Here is a 21188-nt window from a genome sequence, read left to right as displayed (position 1 = left end):
GGCCTGATCAAAGAAAGGAATTGCGGCCAGTGTGCCCAGAAGCGGCTATTCTGTCTCTCTTGGTTTTGACGAAAACTATCGCAATATGGACAAGGCCCAGCTCGCCGCGCCGATCATCGAAGTGGGGTATCCGGACGCGCCCGGCGTGGTCACCCGCCGGCGCGAACTGGCGGCGGATTTCCACATCGAACCGCACTGGCATGAGCGCGCCCAATTGCTGTATGCCTCGCATGGGGTGATGCGCGTATCCACGCCACGCCGCCTGTGGCTGGTGCCGCCCACCCGCGCGCTGTGGATTCCGGCGTGCGTCGTCCACGAGATCCGCATGGGCACCGCCGTCGACATGCGGGCGCTCTATATCGACGCCGATCTGGTGGCGGCCATGCCCGCCGATTGCGCCGTGCTGGAGGTCAGCCCGCTGATGCGCGAACTGGTGGTGCGCATCTCGCTCACGCCGCCCAGCAGCAGCGCGGATCACGACCTGCTCAGCGCGCTGCTGCTCAATGAAATGCCCCGCCTCGCGCCGCGCGGCTTTGACCTGCCCTTACCCGAAAGCGCGCTCCTGCGGGCGCTGTGCCAGGACCTGATGGCCGACCCCAGTATGGCGCCCTCGCCCGGCCAGGCCGCCGCGCGCCTGGGCATCAGCGCGCGCACGCTGTACCGCCGCTTTCTCGATGAAACCGGCCTGAGCTATATCCGCTGGGCGCAACAGGCCCGGCTGCTGGAAGCCGTGCGCCGGCTGGCCGAGGGCCAGGCGGTCACCACGGTGGCGCTGGATCTCGGCTACCAGAGCCCCAGCGCCTTCACCGCGATGTTTCGCAGGCAGCTTGGCCGCCCGCCGCGCCAATGGCGCTAGGCGTCGATCTGCCGATAAGACAGCACGGTGCCGTCCGACGTGGCCTCTTCGAGCCGCACACGAAATCCCCATAGCCGTGCCAGATGCTTCATGACCTCATCGGCTTCGTCGCTGTCTAGCGGCCTGCCGCGGGTTTGTTGATGGCGCAGCACCAGGGCGCGATCCGACTCCCGCTGATAGCGCACCACCTGAATATCCGGCACCTGGTTGTCGCGATTGTGCTGAGCGGCCAGCAGCTTGCGGATCTCGCGGTAGCCCTCGTCATCATGAATGGCGGCCACCTCCAGCTTGGGATTGGCCGTGTGATCGGCGATGGCGAAGAAACGGAACTGCCGAATCAGGCGCGGCGACAGATACTGCGAGATGAAAGACTCATCCTTGAAGTTGCGCATGGCAAAGTCCAGGGTCTTGAGCCAATCCGAGCCGGCGATGTCCGGGAACCACTTGCGATCCTCGGCGGTGGGCGCCTCGCAGATGCGCCGAATATCGCTCATCATGGCAAAGCCCAGCGCGTAAGGGTTGATGCCGCCATAGCCGCGCTCGTCGAAGCCGCGCTGGCTCACCACATTGGTGTGACTTTGCAGCACTTCGATCATAAAGCCGTCATTGACCAGGCGCAGCTGGTGCATGCGGTTGAGCAGGGTGTAATGCCAGAAGGTCGCCCAACCCTCGTTCATGACTTTGGTCTGCGTCTGCGGATAGAAGTACTGCGAGACCTTGCGCACGATGCGCACCAGTTCCTTCTGCCAGGGTTCCAGTGTGGGCGAATACTTCTCGATGAAGTAGAGCAGATTCTCTTCCGGCTCGGGCGGAAACACGGCGGTCTTGCGCGCCGCGGGCGCGGCGTCCACGCGCGGCAAGGTGCGCCAGAGGTCGTTGTACTGCATGCGGGCATGCTCGGCACGCTCGCTCTGGCGCTGCGCCTCCTCGCGCAGCGATATCGGCGGCGGACGCTTGTAGCGGTCGACCCCGTGCAGGCTGAGCGCGTGGCACGAGTCCAGAATGGCCTCCACGGCATCGATGCCGTAGCGCTCTTCGCAATCCATCACGTACTTGCGCGCGAACACCAGGTAATCGAGCACGCCGTCGGCATCGGTCCACTGCCGAAACAGATAATTGCCCTTGAAAAACGAATTGTGCCCATAGCAGGCATGCGCGATCACCAGCGCCTGCATCGCCATGGAGTTCTCTTCCATCAGGTAGGAGATGCAGGGGTTGGAGTTGATGACGATCTCGTAGGCCAGCCCCTGCATGCCTTTACGGTAATACTGCTCGTTGCGGATGAACTCCTTGCCGTATGACCAATGCGGGTAGCCGATAGGCAGGCCCGCCGAGGCGTAGGCGTCGAGCATCTGCTCGGAGGTGATGACCTCGATCTGGTTGGGGTAGGTGTCCAGGCCGTAGTCGCGCGCGATCGCGCTGATGGCCTCGTCATAGCGCTGCAGCAGCTCAAAGGTCCAGTCCGAGCCCTCGGACAGCGGCGCGCCGACCTCTCGTCCGGTGGCGATCGCATTCATGCGGCCTCCTTCTTGAACAGCTCATGGAAGACGGGGAAGATCTCGCTGCGCTGACTGATGCGGCGCATGGCGAAGTGGGCGGCCGTCTCCTGCTCATACTCCGCCCACAGGCTGCTCTTGCGCGCCTGGGCGGAATCCGGCACCTCGATATAGGCAAAATAACGCGTGGCCGGCAGCAGTTTCTCGGCCAGGAAGCGCGCGCTCTTGCCGGCATCGGCGCCAAACGAATCGCCGTCGCTGGCCTGCGCGGCATAGACGTTCCAGGCCGAGGGCGGATAGCGCTCCTGCACGATCTCGTGCATCAGCTCCAGCGCCGACAGTACGATGGTGCCGCCGCTTTTGGGGTCATAGAAAAACGCCTGCTCATCGACCTCCTCGGCATTGTCCGTATGGCGGATGAAGACCACCTCCACCTTCTCGTACTTGCGCGACAGAAACAGGTACAGCAGCGTGAAAAAGCGCTTGGCCAGGTCTTTCTTGCCCTCGTCCATGGAGCCGGACACGTCCATCAGGCAGAACATCACCGCACGCGCGACCGGCGTGACCACCGGCACCCGGTTGCGGTAGCGCAGATCCAGGTCATCCAGAAAAGGCACGCGCGCGGCGCGTCCGCGGCAGTCTTCCAGCGCCAGGCGCAAGCGCGCCAGATCCTCCTCATCGGCCTTGCCGTCGATGGCTTCCTGCAGACGCGCCTCGGCCTGCTCGACCTCGTTGCGGGCGTTCAGGCCCAGCGCCACACGGCGCGATAGCGACGCGCGCAGCGTCCGGTTGACCGACAGCAGGCTGGGCGAGCCGGTCGTGGTGTAACCGGCCCGCTGCCATTTCTTCTGCGAGACATCGCCCAACTGGGTGCGCACCAGATGCGGCAGTTCCAGGTCGTCAAAGAACAGATGCAGAAACTCCTCCCGGGACAGGCTGAAGGTGAACTGATCCACCGATTCGCCCTCGCCCGGTTCGGAGCCGCCCTCGCCCTGTCCGCCGCCTTGCGGACGATCGAAGGCATCGCCCTTGGCGAACTCCCGGTTGCCCGGGTGCACCATCTCGCGGTCGCCTCCCACGCCATGACGGAAGTGCGGCTCGGAGATGTCGCGCGCGGGCAGATTGATCTCCGCGCCCTGGTCCATATCCGCAATGGAGCGGTCGCGGACCATATCCTGGACTGCCTTGCGGATCTGGTCCTTGTAGCGCCGCAGAAAACGCTCGCGGTTCACCGCGCTCTTATTACGGCCATTCAGGCGACGATCAATGAGCGAATTCATGATCCACCTCGACTCAGGACGACTTCCTCACCCGCAGATACCACTCGCACAGCAGCCGCACCTGCTTCTCGGTATAGCCCTTGTCGACCATGCGATCAACGAAGCTCTGATGCTTGCTCTTGTCTTCGGCCGATGCCTTGGCATTGAATGAAATCACAGGCAGGAGATCCTCCGTGTTGGAGAACATCTTCTTCTCGATGACTTCGCGCAGTTTCTCGTAGCTCGTCCAGGTCGGATTGCGCCCGCCATTGTTGGCGCGGGCACGCAGCACGAAATTCACGATCTCGTTGCGAAAGTCCTTGGGGTTGGCGATCCCGGCCGGCTTTTCGATTTTCTCCAGTTCGTCATTGAGCGCGCCGCGGTCGAAGCTCTCGCCGGTCTCGGGATCGCGGAACTCCTCGTCCTGTATCCAGCAGTCGGCGAACGTGACATAGCGGTCGAAGATGTTCTGCCCGTACTCCGAGTACGACTCCAGATAGGCCGTCTGGATTTCCTTGCCGATGAACTCGGCGTAACGGGGCGCCAGATAGCCCTTGATGAACTCCAGATAGCGGCGCCGCACCTCTTCCGGGAAGTCCTCGCGCCCGATGCGTTGCTCCAGCACATACATCAGGTGCACCGGATTGGCGGCCACTTCGGTCTGATCGTGATTGAACACGCTGGAGAGAATCTTGTAGGCGAATCGGGTGGACACGCCATTCATGCCCTCATCGGTGCCGGCGTAATCTTTGTACTCCTGCAGGGCTTTGGCCTTGGGATCCACGTCCTTGAGGCTCTCGCCGTCATAGACGCGCATCTTGGAATAGATGCTGGAGTTCTCGGGCTCTTTCAGGCGCGTGAGCACGGAGAATTGCGCCATCATGTCCAGAGTTCCCGGCGCGCACGGCGCGCGCGACAGCGAGCTGTTGCGCAACAGCTTTTCGTAGATGTGGATCTCTTCGGTCACCTGCAGGCAATAAGGCACCTTGACGATATAGATGCGGTCCAGAAACGCTTCGTTGTGCTTGTTATTGCGGAAGGTCTGCCACTCGGATTCATTCGAGTGCGCCAGAATCGCGCCATTGAACGGGATGGCGGAAAACCCTTCGGTTCCCTTGAAGTTGCCTTCCTGCGTGGCCGTCAGCAGGGGGTGCAGCATCTTGATGGGCGCCTTGAACATCTCGACGAATTCCAGCAAGCCCTGATTGGCCAGGCACAGCCCGCCCGAATAGCTGTACGCATCCGGATCATCCTGCGAATAGCGGTCCAGCTTGCGGATGTCGACCTTGCCCACCAGCGAGGAGATATCCTGGTTGTTCTCGTCTCCGGGCTCGGTCTTGGCAATGGCCACCTGACGCAGCACCGAGGGGTTCAGACGCACCACGCGGAATTGCGAAATATCCCCATCGAACTCCCGCAGGCGCTTGACGGCCCAGGGCGACATGATGCCGCTCAGGTAGCGCCGGGGGATGTTGTATTCCTTCTCGAGGGTGTCGCCAAAACGCTCGGGGTTGAACAGCCCCAACGGCGACTCATTGACCGGCGACCCCTTGAGCGCATAGATGGGGTAGGCCTCCATCAAGGCCTTGAGGCGCTCGGCGATGGACGACTTGCCTCCCCCCACCGGGCCCAGCAGATAGAGGATCTGCTTGCGCTCTTCCAACCCTTGCGCGGCGTGCTTGAAAAACGAGACGATCTGATCGATCACGTCTTCCATGCCGTAGAACTCGCGGAAGGCCGGATAGCGCCGGATCATCCGATTGGAGAACAGACGCGAGAGGCGGGAATCGTTGCGGGTGTCGACCAGCTCCGGCTCGCCGATGGCGGCGAGCATGCGCTCGGCCGGGCTGGCATACGCCATGGGATCCTGCCTGGCCAGCGTCAGATACTCTTCCAACGAGAGTTCTGATTCCTGGTCACGCGCATACTGCGACTTGAAGCCTTCGAGGATGCTATGCACGGCAAACCCTCCTACAGTACTGAGAGCACGGGTCCAAAACGCGGGTCCGTTGGGCCATTGTGTTCCTCCTATACCTGCCTCGCCAGTCATTATTGCGATCGCACAACACACATCATGTAGCCGTCGTACTTTCACCACACACAATAGGCAGGATAGAAAACTCCCGATTTACTTAGGGTCGGATTGCGCGCAACAAGTTCCGCACTGCCCGGAAATACGCGCAAAAAAGCCGTGGCAGCGAATGGCAGCCACGGCTTCGGAGTGCTGATAATAAAGGCCGGATTACACGCGCAATGCGACACCATCGGCCATAAGCTTATGCGCCTGAGCGGGTTCGCCGCGCGGCCTCACAGCCAGGCCGGCGCGCGACCCTCCACCGCGCCCGACGCGCTGAGCATGCGCTCGACATAGCGCGCGATCATGTCGATTTCGAGATTGACCTTATCACCGGCCTGCACATTGCGCAGGGTCGTGACAGCCTGCGTGTGCGGGATGATGTTGATGCTGATTTCGCAACCGTCGGCGCCATCCTCAACGCGATTGACGGTCAGGCTGATGCCGTTGACGGTGATCGATCCTTTGTAAGCCAGGAAACGCGCCAGGGTCTTGGGCACGGCGATCACGAGCTCGCGCGATTCGCCGGCATCGGAAAAACGCAGCACCTCGCCCAGCCCATCGACATGGCCCGACACCAGATGCCCGCCGAGCTTGTCGCCCAGGCCAAGGGATTTCTCCAGGTTGACCTCACCTTCGCGCTCCAGCCCCACCGTGCGGTTGAGGCTTTCGCGCGAGACATCCACCTCGAAACCCTGCCCCGTCAGATTGACCACCGTCATGCAGGCGCCCTGCACCGCGATGGAGTCGCCGATGGCAACGTCCTGCAGCCCGAGGTCGCCCGCGTCGATATCCAGCCGCACGCCGGCGTCTTCGCCCGCCAGCGGCTTGACCGATATGATGCGGCCCACTGCCGCCACCAAACCCGTAAACATATGAATCTCCCAGAGATGTGACTAGTGCTGCGCGGCGCGGCGCGTGCTGGCCAACAAGGCCTGCCAGCGCGAGGCATCGCGCGCGCGCAGGCGCACGTCCTCACCCACCCGCATCAGATCGGTAAAACGAAAACGGCGTGCGGCGTCCAGATGCTCCAGCATGGGCATCTGCACCATACCGGCCGCATCCCCCAGCATCACCGGCGCCAGATAGACCAGCAATTCGTCGACGCAATCGGCGGCCAGCAAGGCCCCCGACAGGCCCGCGCCCGCCTCCACATGCACTTCATTGCATTCCCGCGCGGCCAGCCAGCGCATCATGGCCGGCAGGTCCACGCGCTGGCCTGCCGCATCGGGCAGGCAGACCACCTCGACATTGCGCCGGGCCAGGCGCGCCGCCTTGGCCTCGTCCTGGACAGCGGTGAACACCCAGGCCGGCGTGCCGTCGAACAGCCGCGCGTCCTCGGGCACCTGGAAGCGGCCATCCACCACGGCTTTACGCGGCTGGCGCGGCGTTTGCACCGCGCGCACATTCAGTTGCGGATCGTCCTTCAGGACCGTGCCCATCCCCGTGAGGACGACATCGGCCCGGGCCCGCCAGGCATGGCCATCCGCACGCGCCGCATCGCCCGTAATCCATTGCGATACGCCGTTGTGCAGCGCGCTGCGCCCATCGAGCGAGGCGGCCAGTTTGAGCCACACCCAGGGCGTCACCCGGCTCATACGCGCCACGAAACCGGCGTTCAAGGCCAGCGCCTCTTCTTCGCATACGCCCGTGGTCACCGCGATGCCCGCCGCACGCAAACGCGCGAAACCCTGCCCGGCCACGCGCGGATTGGGATCCCCCAGCGCCACGACCACGCGGGCGGGCGCGGCCGCCACCAGCGCGTCGACGCAGGGCGGCGTGCGGCCGAAGTGGCTGCACGGCTCCAGCGTGACATAGATGGTCGCCGCGGCCAGGTCGTGTCCGCCGGCCCGTGCGGCGCGCAGCGCCATGACCTCGGCGTGCGGGCCGCCCGGCGGCTGTGTGGCGCCCTCGCCCAGCACCTGGCCATCGCGCACGATGACGCAGCCCACGCGCGGATTGGGGCTCGTGGTGTAGATCACGCCCTGGGCAAGCTCCAGCGCGCGCCGCATCCAGAGAAGATCTTGGGGGTCGCTCATGGCAGCGATTGTATCCGCCCCCTTGGGCAGAAAGACGACAGACGCCACGGCCGCCGCCGCGGCACAGGTAAGCATGTCCGTTTTCGGCCCATCCTGGTCCTGGATCTGTCTGGCCGCCGGGCCCGCCCCCGCGCAGAATGCGGGTATTCTTCCCTCATCGACAGGTTAGCCATGAAACAAGCCCTCCTCTTCATCGACGCCCAGGAGTCTTTCCGCCAATGTCCGTTTTGGGATGACGCGGAGCTCGCCGATTTCGTGCGCAATGCACAAGGGCTGATCGACGCCGCTCAGGCTCGCGGCATTGCCGTGCTGCAAGTCTTCCACGTCAACGAAACCAATCCGCAGTCGCCCTTCGCCCTCGCATCCGGACACGTGCGCACGCTGGCCGAATTGCACGTCACCCCGACGGCCACCTTCCACAAGACCGTGCATTCGGCGCTCTTTGCGCGCGCCGCCGAGGGCAGCAGCCTGCAGAGCTGGCTGGCGCAGCAGGGGATCGAAGAGGTGATCGTGGCCGGTGTCCGCACGGAGCAATGCTGCGAAACCACGGCGCGCCACGCCTCCGACAGCGGCTATAAAGTGCGCTTTGCCACCGACGCCACCCTGACCTTCGCCATGCAGAGCCCGGCCGGCAAACCCTACACGCCGGCCGACATCCGGGACTGCACCGAACTCGTGCTGGCCGGGCGTTTCGCGCGCATCGTGCCCGCGGCCCGGGCGCTGGAGGGCTGATGCCGACCACGCCGGTCTATTTCGTGGTGCTGGAAGACATCGTGCTTCTGGATCTGGCCGGCCCTGCCGAGGCCTTGCGCATCGCCAATCGCTACGTGCCGGGCCGCTATGCGCTGCACTACTGCGGCCCGCAACGCGACGTGCAAAGCGGCCTGCAGGGGCTGTATCTGTCGGGACTGGCGCCGCTGCCCGACAGCCTGCCCGCCCATGCCCTGGTGGTGATCAGCGGGCTGGTGGGCGCGCGTTATGACCTGGACCGGCCCGACCGCCGCGCCCTGATCGACTGGCTGGCGCGGCGCGCGCCGGCCGATGGATTCGGTTTGATGTCTGTCTGCGCCGGCGCCCTGATGCTGGCCGCGGCGGGCCTGCTCGCCGGCCGCGAGTGCACCAGCCATCACAGTTGCCTGGAAGCGCTGCGCGCGCTCGCACCCGAGGCGCGCGTGCTGGAAAACCGCATTTTCGTGGAATCGGCCGGCTTATGGACCAGCGCCGGCATCACGGCTGGCATCGATCTGGCGCTGCACATGGTGGCGCGCGATTGCGGCCCGCGCGTGGCCAGCGCCGTGGCGCGCGAAATGGTGGTCTATATGCGGCGGGCCGGCAGCGACGCCGCGCTGTCGCCGTGGCTGGATCACCGCAATCACCTGCATCCGGGCGTGCACCGCGTGCAGGATGCCATCCTGCGCGACCCCGGCGCGGACTGGTCCGCGCCGCGCCTGGCCGAGCAGGCGCACACCAGCGCGCGCCATCTCAATCGCCTGTTTGCCGAACATGCGGGCTGCACGCCCATGGATTATCTCTACCAGGTGCGGCTGACCCTGGCCAAGGAATTGCTGCGCGAAACCCGGCTGGACCTCGAACGCGTGGCCGAACGCGCGGGTTTTGGCTCGGCCCACCATCTGCGGCGCGTCTGGCGCCGCTACGAAGCCCAGCCGCCCAGCGCCTTGCGGCCCGGGCGCTGAGGCCTCAGTCTTTGCGCAGCTTGCCGTTGACAGGCCGCAAGGGCCCTTGCATCTCGCGTATGGCTTCGACGAACTCGCCGATATCCTCGAAACTCTTGTAGACCGAGGCAAAGCGCACATAGGCCACTTTATCCAGGCGCTTGAGTTCATTCATGACCAGCTCGCCGATATGCTCGCTGGGCACCTCGCGCGCGCCGCTGGCCAGCAAGGTCTCTTCGATGCGCGCCACGGCGCCATCGACTTCCTCGGTGCTGACGGGCCGCTTGCGCAAGGCCAGCGCCAGGCTGCCGCGCAATTTGCCCGCGTCGTAATCGCTACGGCTGCCATCACGCTTGACCACGGTAGGCATGGCCAGCTCGATACGCTCATAGGTGGTGAAGCGTTTGTCACAGGACAGGCAGCGACGGCGCCGCCGTATGGTGTCGCCCTCTTCCGATACCCGGCTGTCTACCACCTGGGTATCGGCATTTCCGCAAAATGGGCACCTCATATCGCGCTCCCCCGTGCCTGTAATCGCAATATTGTAACGACAGCGCCGTCTCCCACGCGCACAGGCGCGCGGATATGTTGCGCCGCCGGTACAACCGGGCCGGATCGACCAAAAAAAACGGGCCCCAGAGGGGCCCGTCGTTACAGCCTGGCCAGGATTACTTGGCGCTATAGACAGGCAGACGCGCCGTCAGCGCGTTGACCTTGGCGCGCACGGCGGCGATGTTGGCCTCGTCACGCGGATTTTCCAGCACATCGGCGATCAGGTTGGCGGTCAATTCGGCTTCGGCCTCCTTGAAACCGCGCGTCGTCATGGCCGGCGTGCCCAGGCGGATGCCGCTGGTCACGAAGGGCTTTTCCGGATCGTTGGGGATGGCGTTCTTGTTGACCGTGATGTGGGCCTGGCCCAACACGGCTTCGGCTTCCTTGCCGGTGATGCCCTTGGCGCGCAGGTCGACCAGCATGACATGGCTTTCGGTGCGGCCCGAAACAATGCGCAGGCCACGCTTGACCAGGGTTTCGGCCAGCACCTTGGCGTTCTTGACGACCTGGGCGGCGTAATCCTTGAAGTCAGGCGACAGCGCTTCCTTGAAGGCCACTGCCTTGGCGGCGATGACGTGCTCGAGCGGGCCGCCCTGGATGCCGGGGAAAATAGCCGAATTGACGGCCTTTTCGAACTCGGCCTTCATCATGATGACGCCGCCGCGCGGGCCGCGCAGCGACTTGTGCGTGGTCGAGGTGACGAAGTCGGCGTGCGGCACCGGATTCGGATACTGGCCACCGGCGACCAGGCCGGCGTAGTGGGCGATATCGACCATGAACAGCGCGCCGTTGTCGTGCGCGATGCGGGCCATGCGCTCGAAGTCGATGTGCAGGGCATAGGCCGATGCACCGGCGACGATCAGCTTGGGCTTGTGTTCTTTGGCCAGCGCCTCGACCTGGGCATAGTTGAGGACTTCGTTTTCGTCCAGGCCATAGGGCAGGAAGTTGTACAGCTTGCCCGAAGCGTTGACCGACGCGCCATGCGTCAGGTGACCGCCCTCGGCCAGGCTCATGCCCAACACGGTGTCGCCCGGCTTGAGCACGGCCATGTAGACGCCCTGATTGGCCTGCGAACCCGAATTGGGCTGCACGTTGGCCGCCTCGGCGCCAAAGACCTGCTTGAGACGATCGATCGCCAGTTGCTCGACGACGTCCACGTACTCGCAACCCCCGTAGTAACGCTTGCCCGGGTAACCCTCGGCGTACTTGTTGGTCAACTGCGTGCCCTGGGCCTGCATGACGGCCGGGCTGGCGTAGTTTTCAGAGGCGATCAGCTCAATGTGCTGCTCTTGGCGTTCGTCTTCTTTCTGGATGGCGGCCCAAAGGTCGGGGTCCACCTTGTCGAGGGTGAGCTTGCGGTCGAACATGGAGGGAGGTTCCTGGAACGGAGAAGGGGCAAAAACAATGCGCTTAGTGTACCCCGTCCGGCCCGCACTCCGCGGCCTGAAACAAGGCAAAACCCGGTAAACCGTTGGCAAAAACCGCCAACCCGCCGTTTACTGGAATATGGCTCATGGCAGGCATGAGCCAGGCTCATATCGGCCGGCGGCAAGGCGCCGGCCGCCCGCGCATCAGGACGCGGAGGTCGCGCCGATCTGGCGCGGCGCCAGGGCGGGATTGAGGGTATAGGTGCCGGTGACTGCCGCCTGCGCCAGCACATGGCCTTGCATGGCCTTGAGCACATCGGCGCCGGTGAACTTGCCCTGCACGTTCAGCTTGGCCACATCCAGCGCATACAGCGTGAACACATAGCGATGGACGATGGCGTCGTTCCAGGGCGGGCAAGGGCCGTCGTAACCGAAGTAGTCGCCGCTCATATCGCGATCGGCGGCAAACCAGCCGGTGTAATCGTTCAGGCCCTGACGCGCCTCGTTGGGCGCCAGCGGCCCACCCTTGCCGCGCGGCGTGATGCCATCCGAGAAAGCGCCTTCCTGGATCTCGCGCAGTTTGGGGGCCAGATCGATCAGCACCCAATGGAAGAAATCCACCCGCGGCAGCGAGGCCGGCACCTCGCGGCCATCCTCGTTGACGTCATCGGGTTTGGACGGCACGTCCGGGTCATGGCAGAGCAAGGCAAAGGACTGGGTGCCCTCCGGCACATCATCCCAGGCGAATTGCGGGTTGAAGTTGTCGGCCAGGGCAATCCGGGATTGCGGGTCGATCCGGCCGAACGCATAGCGCTCGGGGATGGACTCGTTATCGGCAAAAGACAGGCTCGCGAGTTTCATGAACGTCCTCCTAGACAAAACCGCTGGCGCCAGGCCAGTCACGCCACCAAGTTAACACGCGCGAACTTGCGTTTGCCCACCTGCAGGACATAGGAGCCCGGCTGCAATTGCAAGGCCCGGTCTTCGACCTTGACGCCATCGACCTTCACCCCGCCCTGCTCGACGGCGCGCTGCGCCTCCGAACTGGAGGCGCACAGCCCGGCCTCACGCAGGATGCGCAGCACGCCCATGGGCGCGCCGGCCAGCGGAATCTCAGGGATGTCGTCCGGAATGGCGCCGTCACGGAAACGCGCCTCGAAGTTGGCCAGCGCCTGCTCGGCATCCTGCTGGCTGTGGAAACGCGCGATGATCTCCTGGGCCAGCAGCACCTTGGCGTCGCGCGGATTGCGGCCGCCCTCGACCTCGGCCTTAAGCGCGGCGATCTCTTCCAGCGAACGGAAGGACAGCAGCTCGAAATACCGCCACATCAGCATGTCCGAGATCGACATCAGCTTGCCGAACATGGAATCGGGCGACTCGGAGATACCGATGTAATTGCCCTTGGACTTGGACATCTTCTCGACGCCATCGGTGCCGACCAGCAGCGGCATGGTCAGGATGCACTGCGGCTCCTGGCCATACTCCTTCTGCAACTCGCGGCCGACCAGCAGGTTGAACTTCTGGTCGGTGCCGCCCAGCTCCAGGTCGGCCTTGAGCGCGACCGAGTCATAGCCCTGCATCAGGGGGTAGAGGAACTCGTGCACGGCGATGGGCACGCCGGTTTTGAAGCGGCGCGTGAAGTCCTCGCGCTCCATCATGCGGGCCACGGTGTAGCGCGACGCCAGCTGGATCATGCCGCGCGCACCCAGCGGATCGCACCACTCGGAGTTGTAGCGGATCTCCGTGCGGGCCGGATCCAGCACCAGGCTGGCCTGGGCGTAATAGGTCTTGGCGTTGTGTTCGATCTGCTCGCGCGTCAGCGGCGGGCGCGTGGAGTTGCGCCCGCTGGGGTCGCCGATGGTCGAGGTGAAGTCGCCGATCAGAAAGATGACGTTATGCCCCAGATCCTGGAGCTGGCGCATCTTGTTCAGCACCACGGTATGGCCCAGATGGATGTCCGGCGCGGTGGGGTCCAGCCCCAGCTTGATGCGCAGTGGCACGCCCGTGGCGCGGCTGCGGGCCAGCTTGCGGGCGAACTCGGACTCGACCAGGAGCTCATCGCAGCCGCGCCGCGCCACGCGCAGATCGGCTTCGACTTCGGGAGTAATGGGAAATTCGGCTTGCGGCATGATGATGAGCCCCGGAAGACGGGAGTTAAGCGAAAAAAAGGTGTAAAAACTGTATAAATCGGTCGAAAATTCTAGCTTATTCGGCTAGGATACTGCCCTAATCATACGCAACTGTCATATTCATGACGGTCAGCGTCCCTGCTAGCCGCCCGTTCTTCCAAAGTTTGCCCACGATATCGCCGCCCCGGCGCACCCTGCCTCCGGTCCACAGACTGCCAGGAGGATAGCCGCGGTCAGGCGCTATTCGTGCATCTGTACCCATCTAAGGTCCGCCCAATGAATCGAGGCTTCAACAGTCTGGTGCGCAGCCTGAGCCGCAAGGTTGCCGCCCTGTTTACTCCCGCCGTCGAACCCAGCTCTTCCCGTGGCGGCTCGCTGCTGCGTCGTACTCTGGTGGTTTCCGCGCTTGGCCTGTTTGCCGGCGCCGCCGCGCTGGGCATGGTCCAGCAACCCGACCGCACCGAACTCCCCCCCCTGCGCCTGATCAACAGCGAGTTGCCGCTGCAACCCGACCAGCTGCAGATCAGCGCCAGCGCCCCGGCCCCCTACATCAGCGAGACCCGCATCCGCTCCGGCGACACGCTGGCCAGCGTGCTGCAGCGCCTGGACCTCGACGACGGCAAGCTGCAAACCTTCCTGACGCACGAAGCCAGCGCCCGCAGCATCTATCGCCTCTACCCGGGCCGTTCGGTGCAGGCCGCCACCGACGAAGAAGGCAAGCTGGTGTGGCTGCGCTACATCCACACGCCGGGCAACGAGATCGACGGGCAGGTCTACACCAAGATGCTGAACGTCAAGCCCGCCGGCGACAGCTTCAAGGCCGAAGAAATCACCGAGAGCACCGAGCTGCAGACCCGCGTGGCCGTGGGCACGATCCGCTCGTCGCTGTTTGCCGCCACCGACGCGGCCGGCATCCCCGATTCGATCACGCTGCAGATGGCCGACATCCTGGGCGCCAAGATCGACTTTCTGCGCGACCTGCGCCAGGGCGATCAATTCCGCGTGGTCTACGAAGTCCGCTCCCATGACGGCCGCTACGCCGGCGCCGGCCGCCTGCTGGCCGTCGAGTTCGTCAACAACGAGAAGGTCTACAGCGCGGTCTGGTTCAGCGCCGACAACAAGAGCGGCAGCTACTACGATTTCGATGGCACCAGCCTGCGCGGCGCTTTCCTGCGCACGGCGCTGAAGTTCTCCCGCATCAGCTCGACCTTCGGCATGCGCATGCATCCCATCCACCGCACCTGGACGGGCCACAAGGGCGTGGACTATGCCGCTCCCTCGGGCACGCCCATCCACAGCACGGCCGACGGCACGGTGGAGTTTGCAGGCTGGCAAAACGGCTATGGCAACGTGGTCATCGTCAAGCATTACGGCAAGTACTCCACGCTGTACGCACACCAGAGCAGCATCCGCCCGGGCCTGAAAAAAGGCGACAAAATCGCCCAAGGCGATCTGGTCGGCTACGTCGGCGCCACCGGCTGGGCCACCGGCCCGCACCTGCACTATGAGTTCCGTATCGACAACCAGCCGGTCGATCCGCTGTCGGTCGACCTGCCCGTGGCCCGCAAGCTCGAGCCCGCCGAAGCCCGCGCCTTCGCCAATACGGTGGCGCCCTTCCGGCAGCAGATCCAGTTGCTCACCGAGTTCCAGCAGACATTGCCGGAATCCATGACCAACGTGGCCAGCCGCTGAGCCGCGCCATGACGCGTCCCACCGACGGCCCGAGCAGCCCGCTGCCGGGCCGTTGTTTCATCGGCCTGATGTCGGGCACCAGCATGGATGGTGTCGACGGTGTGTTGCTGCAGCTCGATCCCGGCCCGCGCCTGCTGGCCAGCACTTCGCTGGACATGCCGCAACCATTGCGCGCCACCCTGCTGGCCCTGAACACCAGCGGCGCCGATGAACTGCACCGCGCCGCGCTGGCCGCCAATGATCTGGCGCAGCTCTACGCCCAGGCCTGCACGCGTCTGCTGGCAGCCACCGGGCTGGCTCGCGAACAGATCCGCGCCATCGGCGCGCACGGCCAGACCGTACGCCACCGGCCCGACTTGGGCTACACCCTGCAACTGAACGCGCCCGCCTTGCTGGCCGAGCTCACCGGCATCGATGTGGTGGCCGATTTCCGCAGCCGCGACGTGGCCGCAGGCGGCCAGGGCGCACCGCTCGTGCCGCCCTTTCACGACGCCATGTTCAATCATGGCGCGCCGCGCGCCGTCCTCAATCTGGGCGGCATCGGCAACGTCACCCTGCTGGCGCCGGGCCTGCCGCCGCGCGGCTTCGACACCGGGCCGGCCAATGTGCTGCTCGATGGCTGGTGCCAGCTACATACCGGCCGGGCTTTCGATCAGGACGGCCTATGGGCGGGCAGCGGGCGGGCCAATGCCAACCTGCTGCGCCACCTCCTGCACAGCGAGCCCTGGTTCGCGCTGCCCGCGCCCAAATCCACGGGCCGCGATCTGTTCGGCCTGCCCTGGCTGCAAGCCCGCCTGGCCAGCTACGCGCAGCCGCTGGCGCCCGAGGATGTGCAGGCCACGCTCGTCGCACTGACAGCGCAAACGGTAGCGCAGGCCGTGGCCGGCCACCCCCTCACTGACCTCCTGGTCTGTGGCGGCGGGGCCCGCAATCCGCAGCTGATGACGGCCCTGGCGCAGGCGCTGCCCTGCCCCGTCGCGCCGACCGACCGCGAAGGGGTTCCGGGTCAGTGGGTCGAGGCCATGGCGTTTGCCTGGCTGGCGCGCGCCTTCATCGACCGCGCAGCTGCCGGCGTGCCGCAAGTCACCGGCGCACGCGGCCCGCGTCTGCTGGGCGCGCTTTATCCTGCCGGCTGAATCCGGCCAAACAAAAAGCCCCCGCAGGGGCTTGATGTCGCCGACACGCTGACGCGCGTCAGACCGAGAAGGACGAGCCGCAGCCGCAAGTCGTCGTCGCATTGGGATTGCGGATGACGAACTGCGCGCCTTCGAGGTCTTCCTTGTAGTCGATCTCGGCGCCCACCAGATACTGGAAGCTCATCGGGTCGACCAGCAATTGCACGCCTTCCTTGTCGAGGACGGTGTCGTCCTCGTTGACGACTTCGTCGAAGGTAAAGCCGTACTGAAAGCCGGAACAGCCCCCGCCCTGCACGAAGACGCGCAGTTTGAGCTCGGGGTTGCCCTCTTCGGCCAACAGATCCTTGACCTTGGCGGCAGCCGAATCAGTGAAGATCAGCGGCACCGGCGGGGGGGCTTGGAGATCCACGGTTTCGGTAACAGCATTCATGATTACACTCCTGGCCGCGAGGGCCGAATTCCGGATGGCGGCCGGGGCCGCGCGAATAAGATCACTATAGCGCAGCCAGGCCGCGCGTCAAAATTCCAATTTGACATTTCGTGTGGCACGCACTGTTCCATCCTCCAGCACCGTCACGGTCACACTTTCGGGGACAAATCCCTCGGGCAAGGCCAGCACACCCTGGCTGCGCTGGAACTGATCAAAATGCAAAGCCAGAAAGCTGGCGCCATTGCCGCCATTGGCCGTGGCCGCCGCGGCCGGGGAGCCTGGCTTGGCCGCCTGCGCCTCATCGCCCGGCAGTGCATGGGCGGCGGCCGGCGGCAGGACGGCCGCCGGCGCGGCGGCCTCGTCCGTTTTGACCTGGCGGGGGCTGAGCGGCAGCGTCACCGTCTGCCCTTGCTGGATGCCGACGGCCTCAAAACGCAACTCGCCGCTAAAACCATTGTCATTGCCCCGGCCGCTGCGCATCAGCAACACCCGGTAGTGCAAACCATTGCCTGCGCGCGAAAACTCCGCCCCACGAATATCAATGGAGCCGGCCGGCCCGGGGGGCAGTAACTGCTCATAAAAGGCCAACTGATCCCGCACGCGGCCGACCTCGGCCTGGGCCGTGCGCAACTGCGCCTCGAGCTCCTGGCGGGCCGCACGCTCGACGGCGATTTCGCCATCGGCCGTATCGAGCTGGGCGCGCAAAAAGCGCGCCTCGGTTTCCCGCTGGCGCAGGCTGGCATCCTGGGCCTCGGCCTGAGCTTGCGTGAGCATCACCATGTGCGCAGGCCGGCCCGGCCCCAATGCATATTGATAGCCCACCCCCACGCCGGCGCCCAGCCCCAGGCCGAGCATGAGCGCCATCCAGGCAGCGCGCCGCCAGCCTCGTTGACGAGGCGGGACGGCGGGAACGGCGGGCTCGGGCATCGAAACTCGGGGCGTCGGCAGGGCGATGGCGATCGCCGGGTATCAGGGAAGAATGGCGACCTGATCCAGGCCGGTGGCCTCGGGCAGACCAAACATCAGGTTCATGTTCTGCACGGCCTGGCCCGCCGCTCCCTTGACCAGGTTGTCCTGGATCACGAGGATGACGAGCTGATCACCGTTGCCCGGCCGCTGCACCGAGATGCGCAGATTGTTGGAGGCGCGCACCGAGCGGGTCTCCGGCAGGCTGCCGGCCGGCATGACGTCGATGAAGGCCTCATCGGCGTAACGGGCCTCGAACAAGGCCTGGAAGTCGGTGTCGCGCGCCTCGGGCAGAATGCGCGCATAAATGGTGGAGAACATGCCCCGGATCATGGGGACCAGATGCGGCACGAAGGTCAGGCCCACCTTGCCGCCGGCCAGCTTCTCGAGCTGCTCGGTGATCTCGGGATGATGGCGGTGCCCCGCCACGCCATAGGCCTTGAAATTGTCACCGGCTTCGGAGAAGAGCGAACCCACTTCGGCCTTGCGGCCCGCGCCCGACACGCCCGACTTGCAGTCGGCGATCAGGGTCTGGGTGTCGATCAGTTTCTTGCCGCCCTCGATCAGCGGCGCCAGGCCGAGAATGACGGTGGTGGGATAGCAGCCGGGGTTGCCGATCACCTTGGCCCCGGCAATGGCGGCGCGATTGAGCTCGACCAGGCCATAGACAGAGTCCTGGGCCAGGATGTCGGGGCAGGTGTGCGGCATCTTGTACCAGCGCTCGAACACCGCGGTGTCCTGCAGGCGGAAGTCCGCGGCCAGGTCGATCACCCGCGTGCCGGCAGCGGTCAGTTCCTGCGCCTGCGCCATGGCCACGCCATGCGGCGTGGCGAAAAACACCACGTCGCAATCGGTCAGGGTGGCTTTTTCCGGAGCGCTGAAGGCCAGCTTCACGCGGCCGCGCAGATTGGGATACATGTCCGCCACGGGCAGGCCGTCTTCCTTGCGCGAGGTGATGGCGGTCAGTTCGACTTGGGGGTGCTGCGACAGCAAGCGCAGCAGCTCGACGCCGGTATATCCGGTGCCGCCGACGATGCCGACCTTGATGCGGGAATTGGTTGCTTGGGCCATGGTAGCTTCTTCCTGGGAGTGAGGCACGCTCGGGTGCGGCACTGGGCACGACACGCGTGCCTGAATTGTATCGCTGCGGCAACCGCCGTCGCCCTGAGCACTGGCGCAGGTTGGGACAAATGTTGCGGCCCGGGGTTCCGCTGCGCGCAGCGGGAGACGGGCCCAAAAGCAAAAAGGCCGCTTGCGCGGCCTTTCTGCATACAGCGATTAACGCTTGCTGAACTGCTTGCGGCGGCGCGCCTTGCGCAGACCGACCTTCTTACGTTCAACTTCGCGGGCGTCGCGGGTCACAAAGCCGGCTTGCGACAGCGCGGGCTTGAGGGTCGCGTCGTAGTCGATCAGGGCACGCGTGATGCCGTGACGAACTGCGCCGGCCTGGCCGGTTTCACCGCCACCGATCACGTTGACCTTGATGTCGAACGATTCGAGGTGACCGGTCAGCGCCAGAGGCTGACGCACGACCATGCGGCCGGTTTCGCGAGCAAAAAACTCGTCGACGGGCTTGCCGTTGACGACGATCTTGCCCGTACCCTTCTTGATGAAAACACGAGCCACCGAGGTTTTGCGACGGCCGGTTCCGTAGTTCCAGTTACCGATCATGGCGTTTCCTTAGATATCCAGCGGCTTGGGCTGCTGAGCGGTGTGCGGATGCTCGGCACCAGCGTACACCTTGAGTTTCTTGATCATGGCGTAGCCCAGCGGACCCTTGGGCAGCATGCCCTTGACAGCCTTCTGGATGGCGCGGCCGGGAAAACGCTCTTGCATTTTCTCGAAGTTCGTTTCGCGGATACCGCCCGGGTAGGTGGTGTGGCGGAAGTACTTCTTGTCTTGCGCCTTGGTACCCGTAACGACGATATCGGAAGCGTTGATGATGACGATGTAATCGCCGGTATCAACGTGCGGCGTGAATTCAGGTTTGTGCTTGCCACGCAGACGACGTGCGACTTCGCTGGCCACACGACCGAGGACTTTGCCCTTGGCGTCGATCACAAACCAGTCACGCTTGACTTCATGCGGCTTGGCCACAAAGGTCTTCATGATGGTTCCTAAGAATGAATATAAAGGTTTTCCCGCCAGAACATCCTGGCCGGGTTCTTCCCTTGCGGCAAACCCAAGCGCCTTGTCTGGCGCCCTGGGACTGGCCCCCTGTCTAAGCGTTATTACCCGCCCGTACTGGTGACCCTAGCCATACTCTGGCGCAAGGCCAGATAAAGGGAAAGCTAGCTAGTTTAGCATGTCTGCTCAAAGTTTGTGCAAACCGGGCCCAAGCCCGCTGCCCGGAGCCCTGCCTCCGGCAAGGGGACGGATCATCGTTGCCGGCCCGCGGCCAGCGCCATGCTCATCAGATACTGGTCGTAGGCGCTTTCGCTGACGCGGAACCAGGGCAGCAACTGATCACGGAACCCCATGTAGTTGCCGTGGATGGCCTTGAACCGAGGGTCTTTGTCGGCCAAGGCGCGGTAAACCTCGGTGCTGGCCTCGAAAGCGGCGTCCAGCACGGCGCGCGGAAACGCTCGCAGCTGCGCCCCGGCCGCCGTCAGCCGGCTCAGGGCCGCGGGGTTGCGCGCGTCGTAGCGCGCCGTCACCGAGGCATGGGCCGCGCGGCTGGCGGCCTCGACCAGGCTCCGGTAATGCCTGGGCAGCTTGTCCCAGGCCGGCGCGCTGATATAGAGCGTGGCCTGTGCGCCCCCTTCCCACCAGCTCGGATAGTAATAATAGGGAGCAAGCTTTTGCAGCCCCAGCGCTTCATCGTCGCTGGGACTGGCCGCCTCGACCGCATCCAGCGTGTCTTTCCCGAGTGCGCCGGCCACCTCGTCGGCGGCGACCTGCTGCGGGACCACGCCCAGGCGCGCGAGCACTTCGCCGGCCAGGCCGGCAGTCAGCATGCGCACCCCCTTCAGATCCGCAAGCGTCTTGATCTCCTTGCGATACCAGCCGCCCATCTGCACGCCGGTATTGCCCAGGGGCAGGTTGATGATCTGATGCGGCTGATAAAGATCGCGCGTGAGTTTCAGGCCATCGGCTTCGAGCATCCAGGCATTCATCTGCCGCGCATTCATGCCGAACGGCACGGCGGAATCAAAACACAGCGCCGGGTCCTTGGCAAAGCAGGCCGATGCGAAACCATGCCCGCAATCGACCGCGCCGCCGGCGACCGCCTCGAACACCTGCACGCCGTCGCTGCCCTGGGCCGACGGCCGGATGCGGAACCTGCCGCCGCTGGCCTCGTCCACATACCTGCAGAACGCCTCGCCCGCGCCATACAGCGTCGGCAGGCCGGGCTTGAAACTGGAGGCCAGGCGCCAGCTCACCGAGGGCATGTCCTGCGCCAAGGCCGGGGCGGCCACCACGGCACCGCCGGCGGCCGCGCCCAGGCTGGCATGCTTCAAGAATGAACGACGCTGCATCGGCTGGCTCCTCGTCTTTCGGGACTGGATCAAAGCTGTC

20 protein-coding genes are annotated in these 21188 nt (G+C 64.8%); 5 read left to right on the top strand and 15 right to left on the bottom strand.

Annotated elements, in window-relative coordinates:
- Positions 1–85: 85 nt before the first annotated feature.
- The gene (locus CAL22_RS03010; RefSeq protein ID WP_208621854.1) at positions 86–856 is read left to right on the top strand and encodes an AraC family transcriptional regulator; all 771 of its coding nucleotides are present in this window, start codon (positions 86–88) and stop codon (positions 854–856) included.
- Here CAL22_RS03010 and CAL22_RS03005 read toward each other — a convergent pair.
- From CAL22_RS03005 to ribD, 5 genes are all read right to left on the bottom strand, one after another.
- The gene (locus tag CAL22_RS03005) at positions 853–2373 is read right to left on the bottom strand and encodes a SpoVR family protein (protein WP_094810228.1); all 1521 of its coding nucleotides are present in this window, start codon (positions 2371–2373) and stop codon (positions 853–855) included. The genes CAL22_RS03010 and CAL22_RS03005 overlap by 4 nt on opposite strands.
- Complete coding sequence (locus CAL22_RS03000) at positions 2370–3632, bottom strand: YeaH/YhbH family protein (protein ID WP_094810226.1); 1263 nt, start codon at positions 3630–3632, stop codon at positions 2370–2372. Before CAL22_RS03000 ends, CAL22_RS03005 begins: the two co-directional genes overlap by 4 nt.
- Positions 3633–3645: 13 nt before the next feature.
- Complete coding sequence (locus CAL22_RS02995; RefSeq protein ID WP_094810224.1) at positions 3646–5571, bottom strand: PrkA family serine protein kinase; 1926 nt, start codon at positions 5569–5571, stop codon at positions 3646–3648.
- 347 nt (positions 5572–5918) lie between these two features.
- Entirely contained in the window at positions 5919–6560 is a 642-nt protein-coding gene (locus tag CAL22_RS02990; protein WP_094810222.1) for a riboflavin synthase, read from the bottom strand.
- 21 nt (positions 6561–6581) lie between these two features.
- Positions 6582–7697: a bifunctional diaminohydroxyphosphoribosylaminopyrimidine deaminase/5-amino-6-(5-phosphoribosylamino)uracil reductase RibD gene (ribD, locus tag CAL22_RS02985; RefSeq protein ID WP_094811086.1), complete on the bottom strand. Its 1116-nt coding sequence runs from the start codon at positions 7695–7697 to the stop codon at positions 6582–6584.
- Between the two features lie 198 nt (positions 7698–7895).
- Between ribD and CAL22_RS02980 the strand changes: the two genes are divergently transcribed.
- Together CAL22_RS02980 and CAL22_RS02975 are read left to right on the top strand one after the other, a co-directional pair.
- Positions 7896–8456, top strand: coding sequence for a cysteine hydrolase family protein (locus CAL22_RS02980; RefSeq protein WP_094810220.1), 561 nt, complete (start codon positions 7896–7898; stop codon positions 8454–8456).
- On the top strand, positions 8456–9418 hold the full coding sequence (locus tag CAL22_RS02975; RefSeq protein ID WP_094810218.1) for a GlxA family transcriptional regulator: 963 nt from the start codon (positions 8456–8458) through the stop codon (positions 9416–9418). The genes CAL22_RS02980 and CAL22_RS02975 overlap by 1 nt, the downstream gene beginning before the upstream one ends.
- Before the next feature lie 4 nt (positions 9419–9422).
- Here the strand turns inward: CAL22_RS02975 and nrdR are convergent, their stop codons facing one another.
- The 4 genes from nrdR to tyrS form a co-directional block, all read right to left on the bottom strand.
- Positions 9423–9908 carry a transcriptional regulator NrdR gene (nrdR, locus tag CAL22_RS02970; RefSeq protein ID WP_094810216.1) on the bottom strand — a complete coding sequence of 162 codons (486 nt, stop codon included), beginning with the start codon at positions 9906–9908 and terminating at the stop codon, positions 9423–9425.
- Positions 9909–10065: 157 nt separating this feature from the next.
- Positions 10066–11316 carry a serine hydroxymethyltransferase gene (glyA, locus tag CAL22_RS02965; protein ID WP_094810214.1) on the bottom strand — a complete coding sequence of 417 codons (1251 nt, stop codon included), beginning with the start codon at positions 11314–11316 and terminating at the stop codon, positions 10066–10068.
- Positions 11317–11520: 204 nt separating this feature from the next.
- Positions 11521–12177, bottom strand: coding sequence for a YbhB/YbcL family Raf kinase inhibitor-like protein (locus CAL22_RS02960; protein WP_094810212.1), 657 nt, complete (start codon positions 12175–12177; stop codon positions 11521–11523).
- A gap of 38 nt (positions 12178–12215) precedes the next feature.
- Complete coding sequence (tyrS, locus tag CAL22_RS02955; RefSeq protein WP_094810210.1) at positions 12216–13445, bottom strand: tyrosine--tRNA ligase; 1230 nt, start codon at positions 13443–13445, stop codon at positions 12216–12218.
- Positions 13446–13721: 276 nt separating this feature from the next.
- Here tyrS and CAL22_RS02950 point away from each other — a divergent pair, with 276 nt between their 5' ends.
- Together CAL22_RS02950 and CAL22_RS02945 are read left to right on the top strand one after the other, a co-directional pair.
- Positions 13722–15137, top strand: coding sequence for a M23 family metallopeptidase (locus CAL22_RS02950; RefSeq protein ID WP_094810208.1), 1416 nt, complete (start codon positions 13722–13724; stop codon positions 15135–15137).
- A gap of 8 nt (positions 15138–15145) precedes the next feature.
- Positions 15146–16273, top strand: a complete 1128-nt coding sequence (locus CAL22_RS02945) for an anhydro-N-acetylmuramic acid kinase (RefSeq protein WP_094810206.1) — start codon at positions 15146–15148, stop codon at positions 16271–16273.
- Between the two features lie 58 nt (positions 16274–16331).
- Here the strand turns inward: CAL22_RS02945 and erpA are convergent, their stop codons facing one another.
- The 6 genes from erpA to CAL22_RS02915 form a co-directional block, all read right to left on the bottom strand.
- Positions 16332–16703 (bottom strand): iron-sulfur cluster insertion protein ErpA, encoded by a 372-nt coding sequence (erpA, locus tag CAL22_RS02940; protein WP_094810204.1) that lies wholly within the window; start codon positions 16701–16703, stop codon positions 16332–16334.
- A gap of 87 nt (positions 16704–16790) precedes the next feature.
- Positions 16791–17630, bottom strand: coding sequence for a DUF6776 family protein (locus tag CAL22_RS02935; RefSeq protein WP_244193765.1), 840 nt, complete (start codon positions 17628–17630; stop codon positions 16791–16793).
- A 42-nt stretch (positions 17631–17672) separates the two neighbouring features.
- Positions 17673–18740, bottom strand: a complete 1068-nt coding sequence (gene argC / locus CAL22_RS02930; protein ID WP_094810200.1) for an N-acetyl-gamma-glutamyl-phosphate reductase — start codon at positions 18738–18740, stop codon at positions 17673–17675.
- A 207-nt stretch (positions 18741–18947) separates the two neighbouring features.
- Positions 18948–19340, bottom strand: a complete 393-nt coding sequence (rpsI, locus tag CAL22_RS02925; protein WP_012418608.1) for a 30S ribosomal protein S9 — start codon at positions 19338–19340, stop codon at positions 18948–18950.
- Between the two features lie 9 nt (positions 19341–19349).
- Complete coding sequence (rplM, locus tag CAL22_RS02920; RefSeq protein WP_029580197.1) at positions 19350–19778, bottom strand: 50S ribosomal protein L13; 429 nt, start codon at positions 19776–19778, stop codon at positions 19350–19352.
- A gap of 269 nt (positions 19779–20047) precedes the next feature.
- On the bottom strand, positions 20048–21148 hold the full coding sequence (locus CAL22_RS02915; RefSeq protein ID WP_094810198.1) for a TRAP transporter substrate-binding protein: 1101 nt from the start codon (positions 21146–21148) through the stop codon (positions 20048–20050).
- Between the last annotated feature and the right edge of the window lie 40 nt (positions 21149–21188).

The organism is Bordetella genomosp. 12 (genome assembly GCF_002261355.1).
Lineage (GTDB): Bacteria > Pseudomonadota > Gammaproteobacteria > Burkholderiales > Burkholderiaceae_B > Bordetella.
This window is presented reverse-complemented; position numbering and strand designations above follow the sequence as displayed.

Coding starts and splice junctions, on each gene's coding strand:
- CAL22_RS02945 (WP_094810206.1), top strand. CDS start 15,146: ATGACGCGTCCCACCGACGGCCCGAGCAGCCCGCTGCCGGGCCGTTGT.
- CAL22_RS03005 (WP_094810228.1), bottom strand. CDS start 2,373: ATGAATGCGATCGCCACCGGACGAGAGGTCGGCGCGCCGCTGTCCGAG.
- CAL22_RS02990 (WP_094810222.1), bottom strand. CDS start 6,560: ATGTTTACGGGTTTGGTGGCGGCAGTGGGCCGCATCATATCGGTCAAG.
- rpsI (WP_012418608.1), bottom strand. CDS start 19,340: ATGATCGGTAACTGGAACTACGGAACCGGCCGTCGCAAAACCTCGGTG.
- erpA (WP_094810204.1), bottom strand. CDS start 16,703: ATGAATGCTGTTACCGAAACCGTGGATCTCCAAGCCCCCCCGCCGGTG.
- glyA (WP_094810214.1), bottom strand. CDS start 11,316: ATGTTCGACCGCAAGCTCACCCTCGACAAGGTGGACCCCGACCTTTGG.
- CAL22_RS03010 (WP_208621854.1), top strand. CDS start 86: ATGGACAAGGCCCAGCTCGCCGCGCCGATCATCGAAGTGGGGTATCCG.
- tyrS (WP_094810210.1), bottom strand. CDS start 13,445: ATGCCGCAAGCCGAATTTCCCATTACTCCCGAAGTCGAAGCCGATCTG.
- CAL22_RS03000 (WP_094810226.1), bottom strand. CDS start 3,632: ATGAATTCGCTCATTGATCGTCGCCTGAATGGCCGTAATAAGAGCGCG.
- CAL22_RS02950 (WP_094810208.1), top strand. CDS start 13,722: ATGAATCGAGGCTTCAACAGTCTGGTGCGCAGCCTGAGCCGCAAGGTT.
- CAL22_RS02915 (WP_094810198.1), bottom strand. CDS start 21,148: ATGCAGCGTCGTTCATTCTTGAAGCATGCCAGCCTGGGCGCGGCCGCC.
- rplM (WP_029580197.1), bottom strand. CDS start 19,778: ATGAAGACCTTTGTGGCCAAGCCGCATGAAGTCAAGCGTGACTGGTTT.
- argC (WP_094810200.1), bottom strand. CDS start 18,740: ATGGCCCAAGCAACCAATTCCCGCATCAAGGTCGGCATCGTCGGCGGC.
- CAL22_RS02980 (WP_094810220.1), top strand. CDS start 7,896: ATGAAACAAGCCCTCCTCTTCATCGACGCCCAGGAGTCTTTCCGCCAA.
- nrdR (WP_094810216.1), bottom strand. CDS start 9,908: ATGAGGTGCCCATTTTGCGGAAATGCCGATACCCAGGTGGTAGACAGC.
- CAL22_RS02960 (WP_094810212.1), bottom strand. CDS start 12,177: ATGAAACTCGCGAGCCTGTCTTTTGCCGATAACGAGTCCATCCCCGAG.
- CAL22_RS02975 (WP_094810218.1), top strand. CDS start 8,456: ATGCCGACCACGCCGGTCTATTTCGTGGTGCTGGAAGACATCGTGCTT.
- ribD (WP_094811086.1), bottom strand. CDS start 7,697: ATGCGGCGCGCGCTGGAGCTTGCCCAGGGCGTGATCTACACCACGAGC.
- CAL22_RS02935 (WP_244193765.1), bottom strand. CDS start 17,630: ATGCCCGAGCCCGCCGTTCCCGCCGTCCCGCCTCGTCAACGAGGCTGG.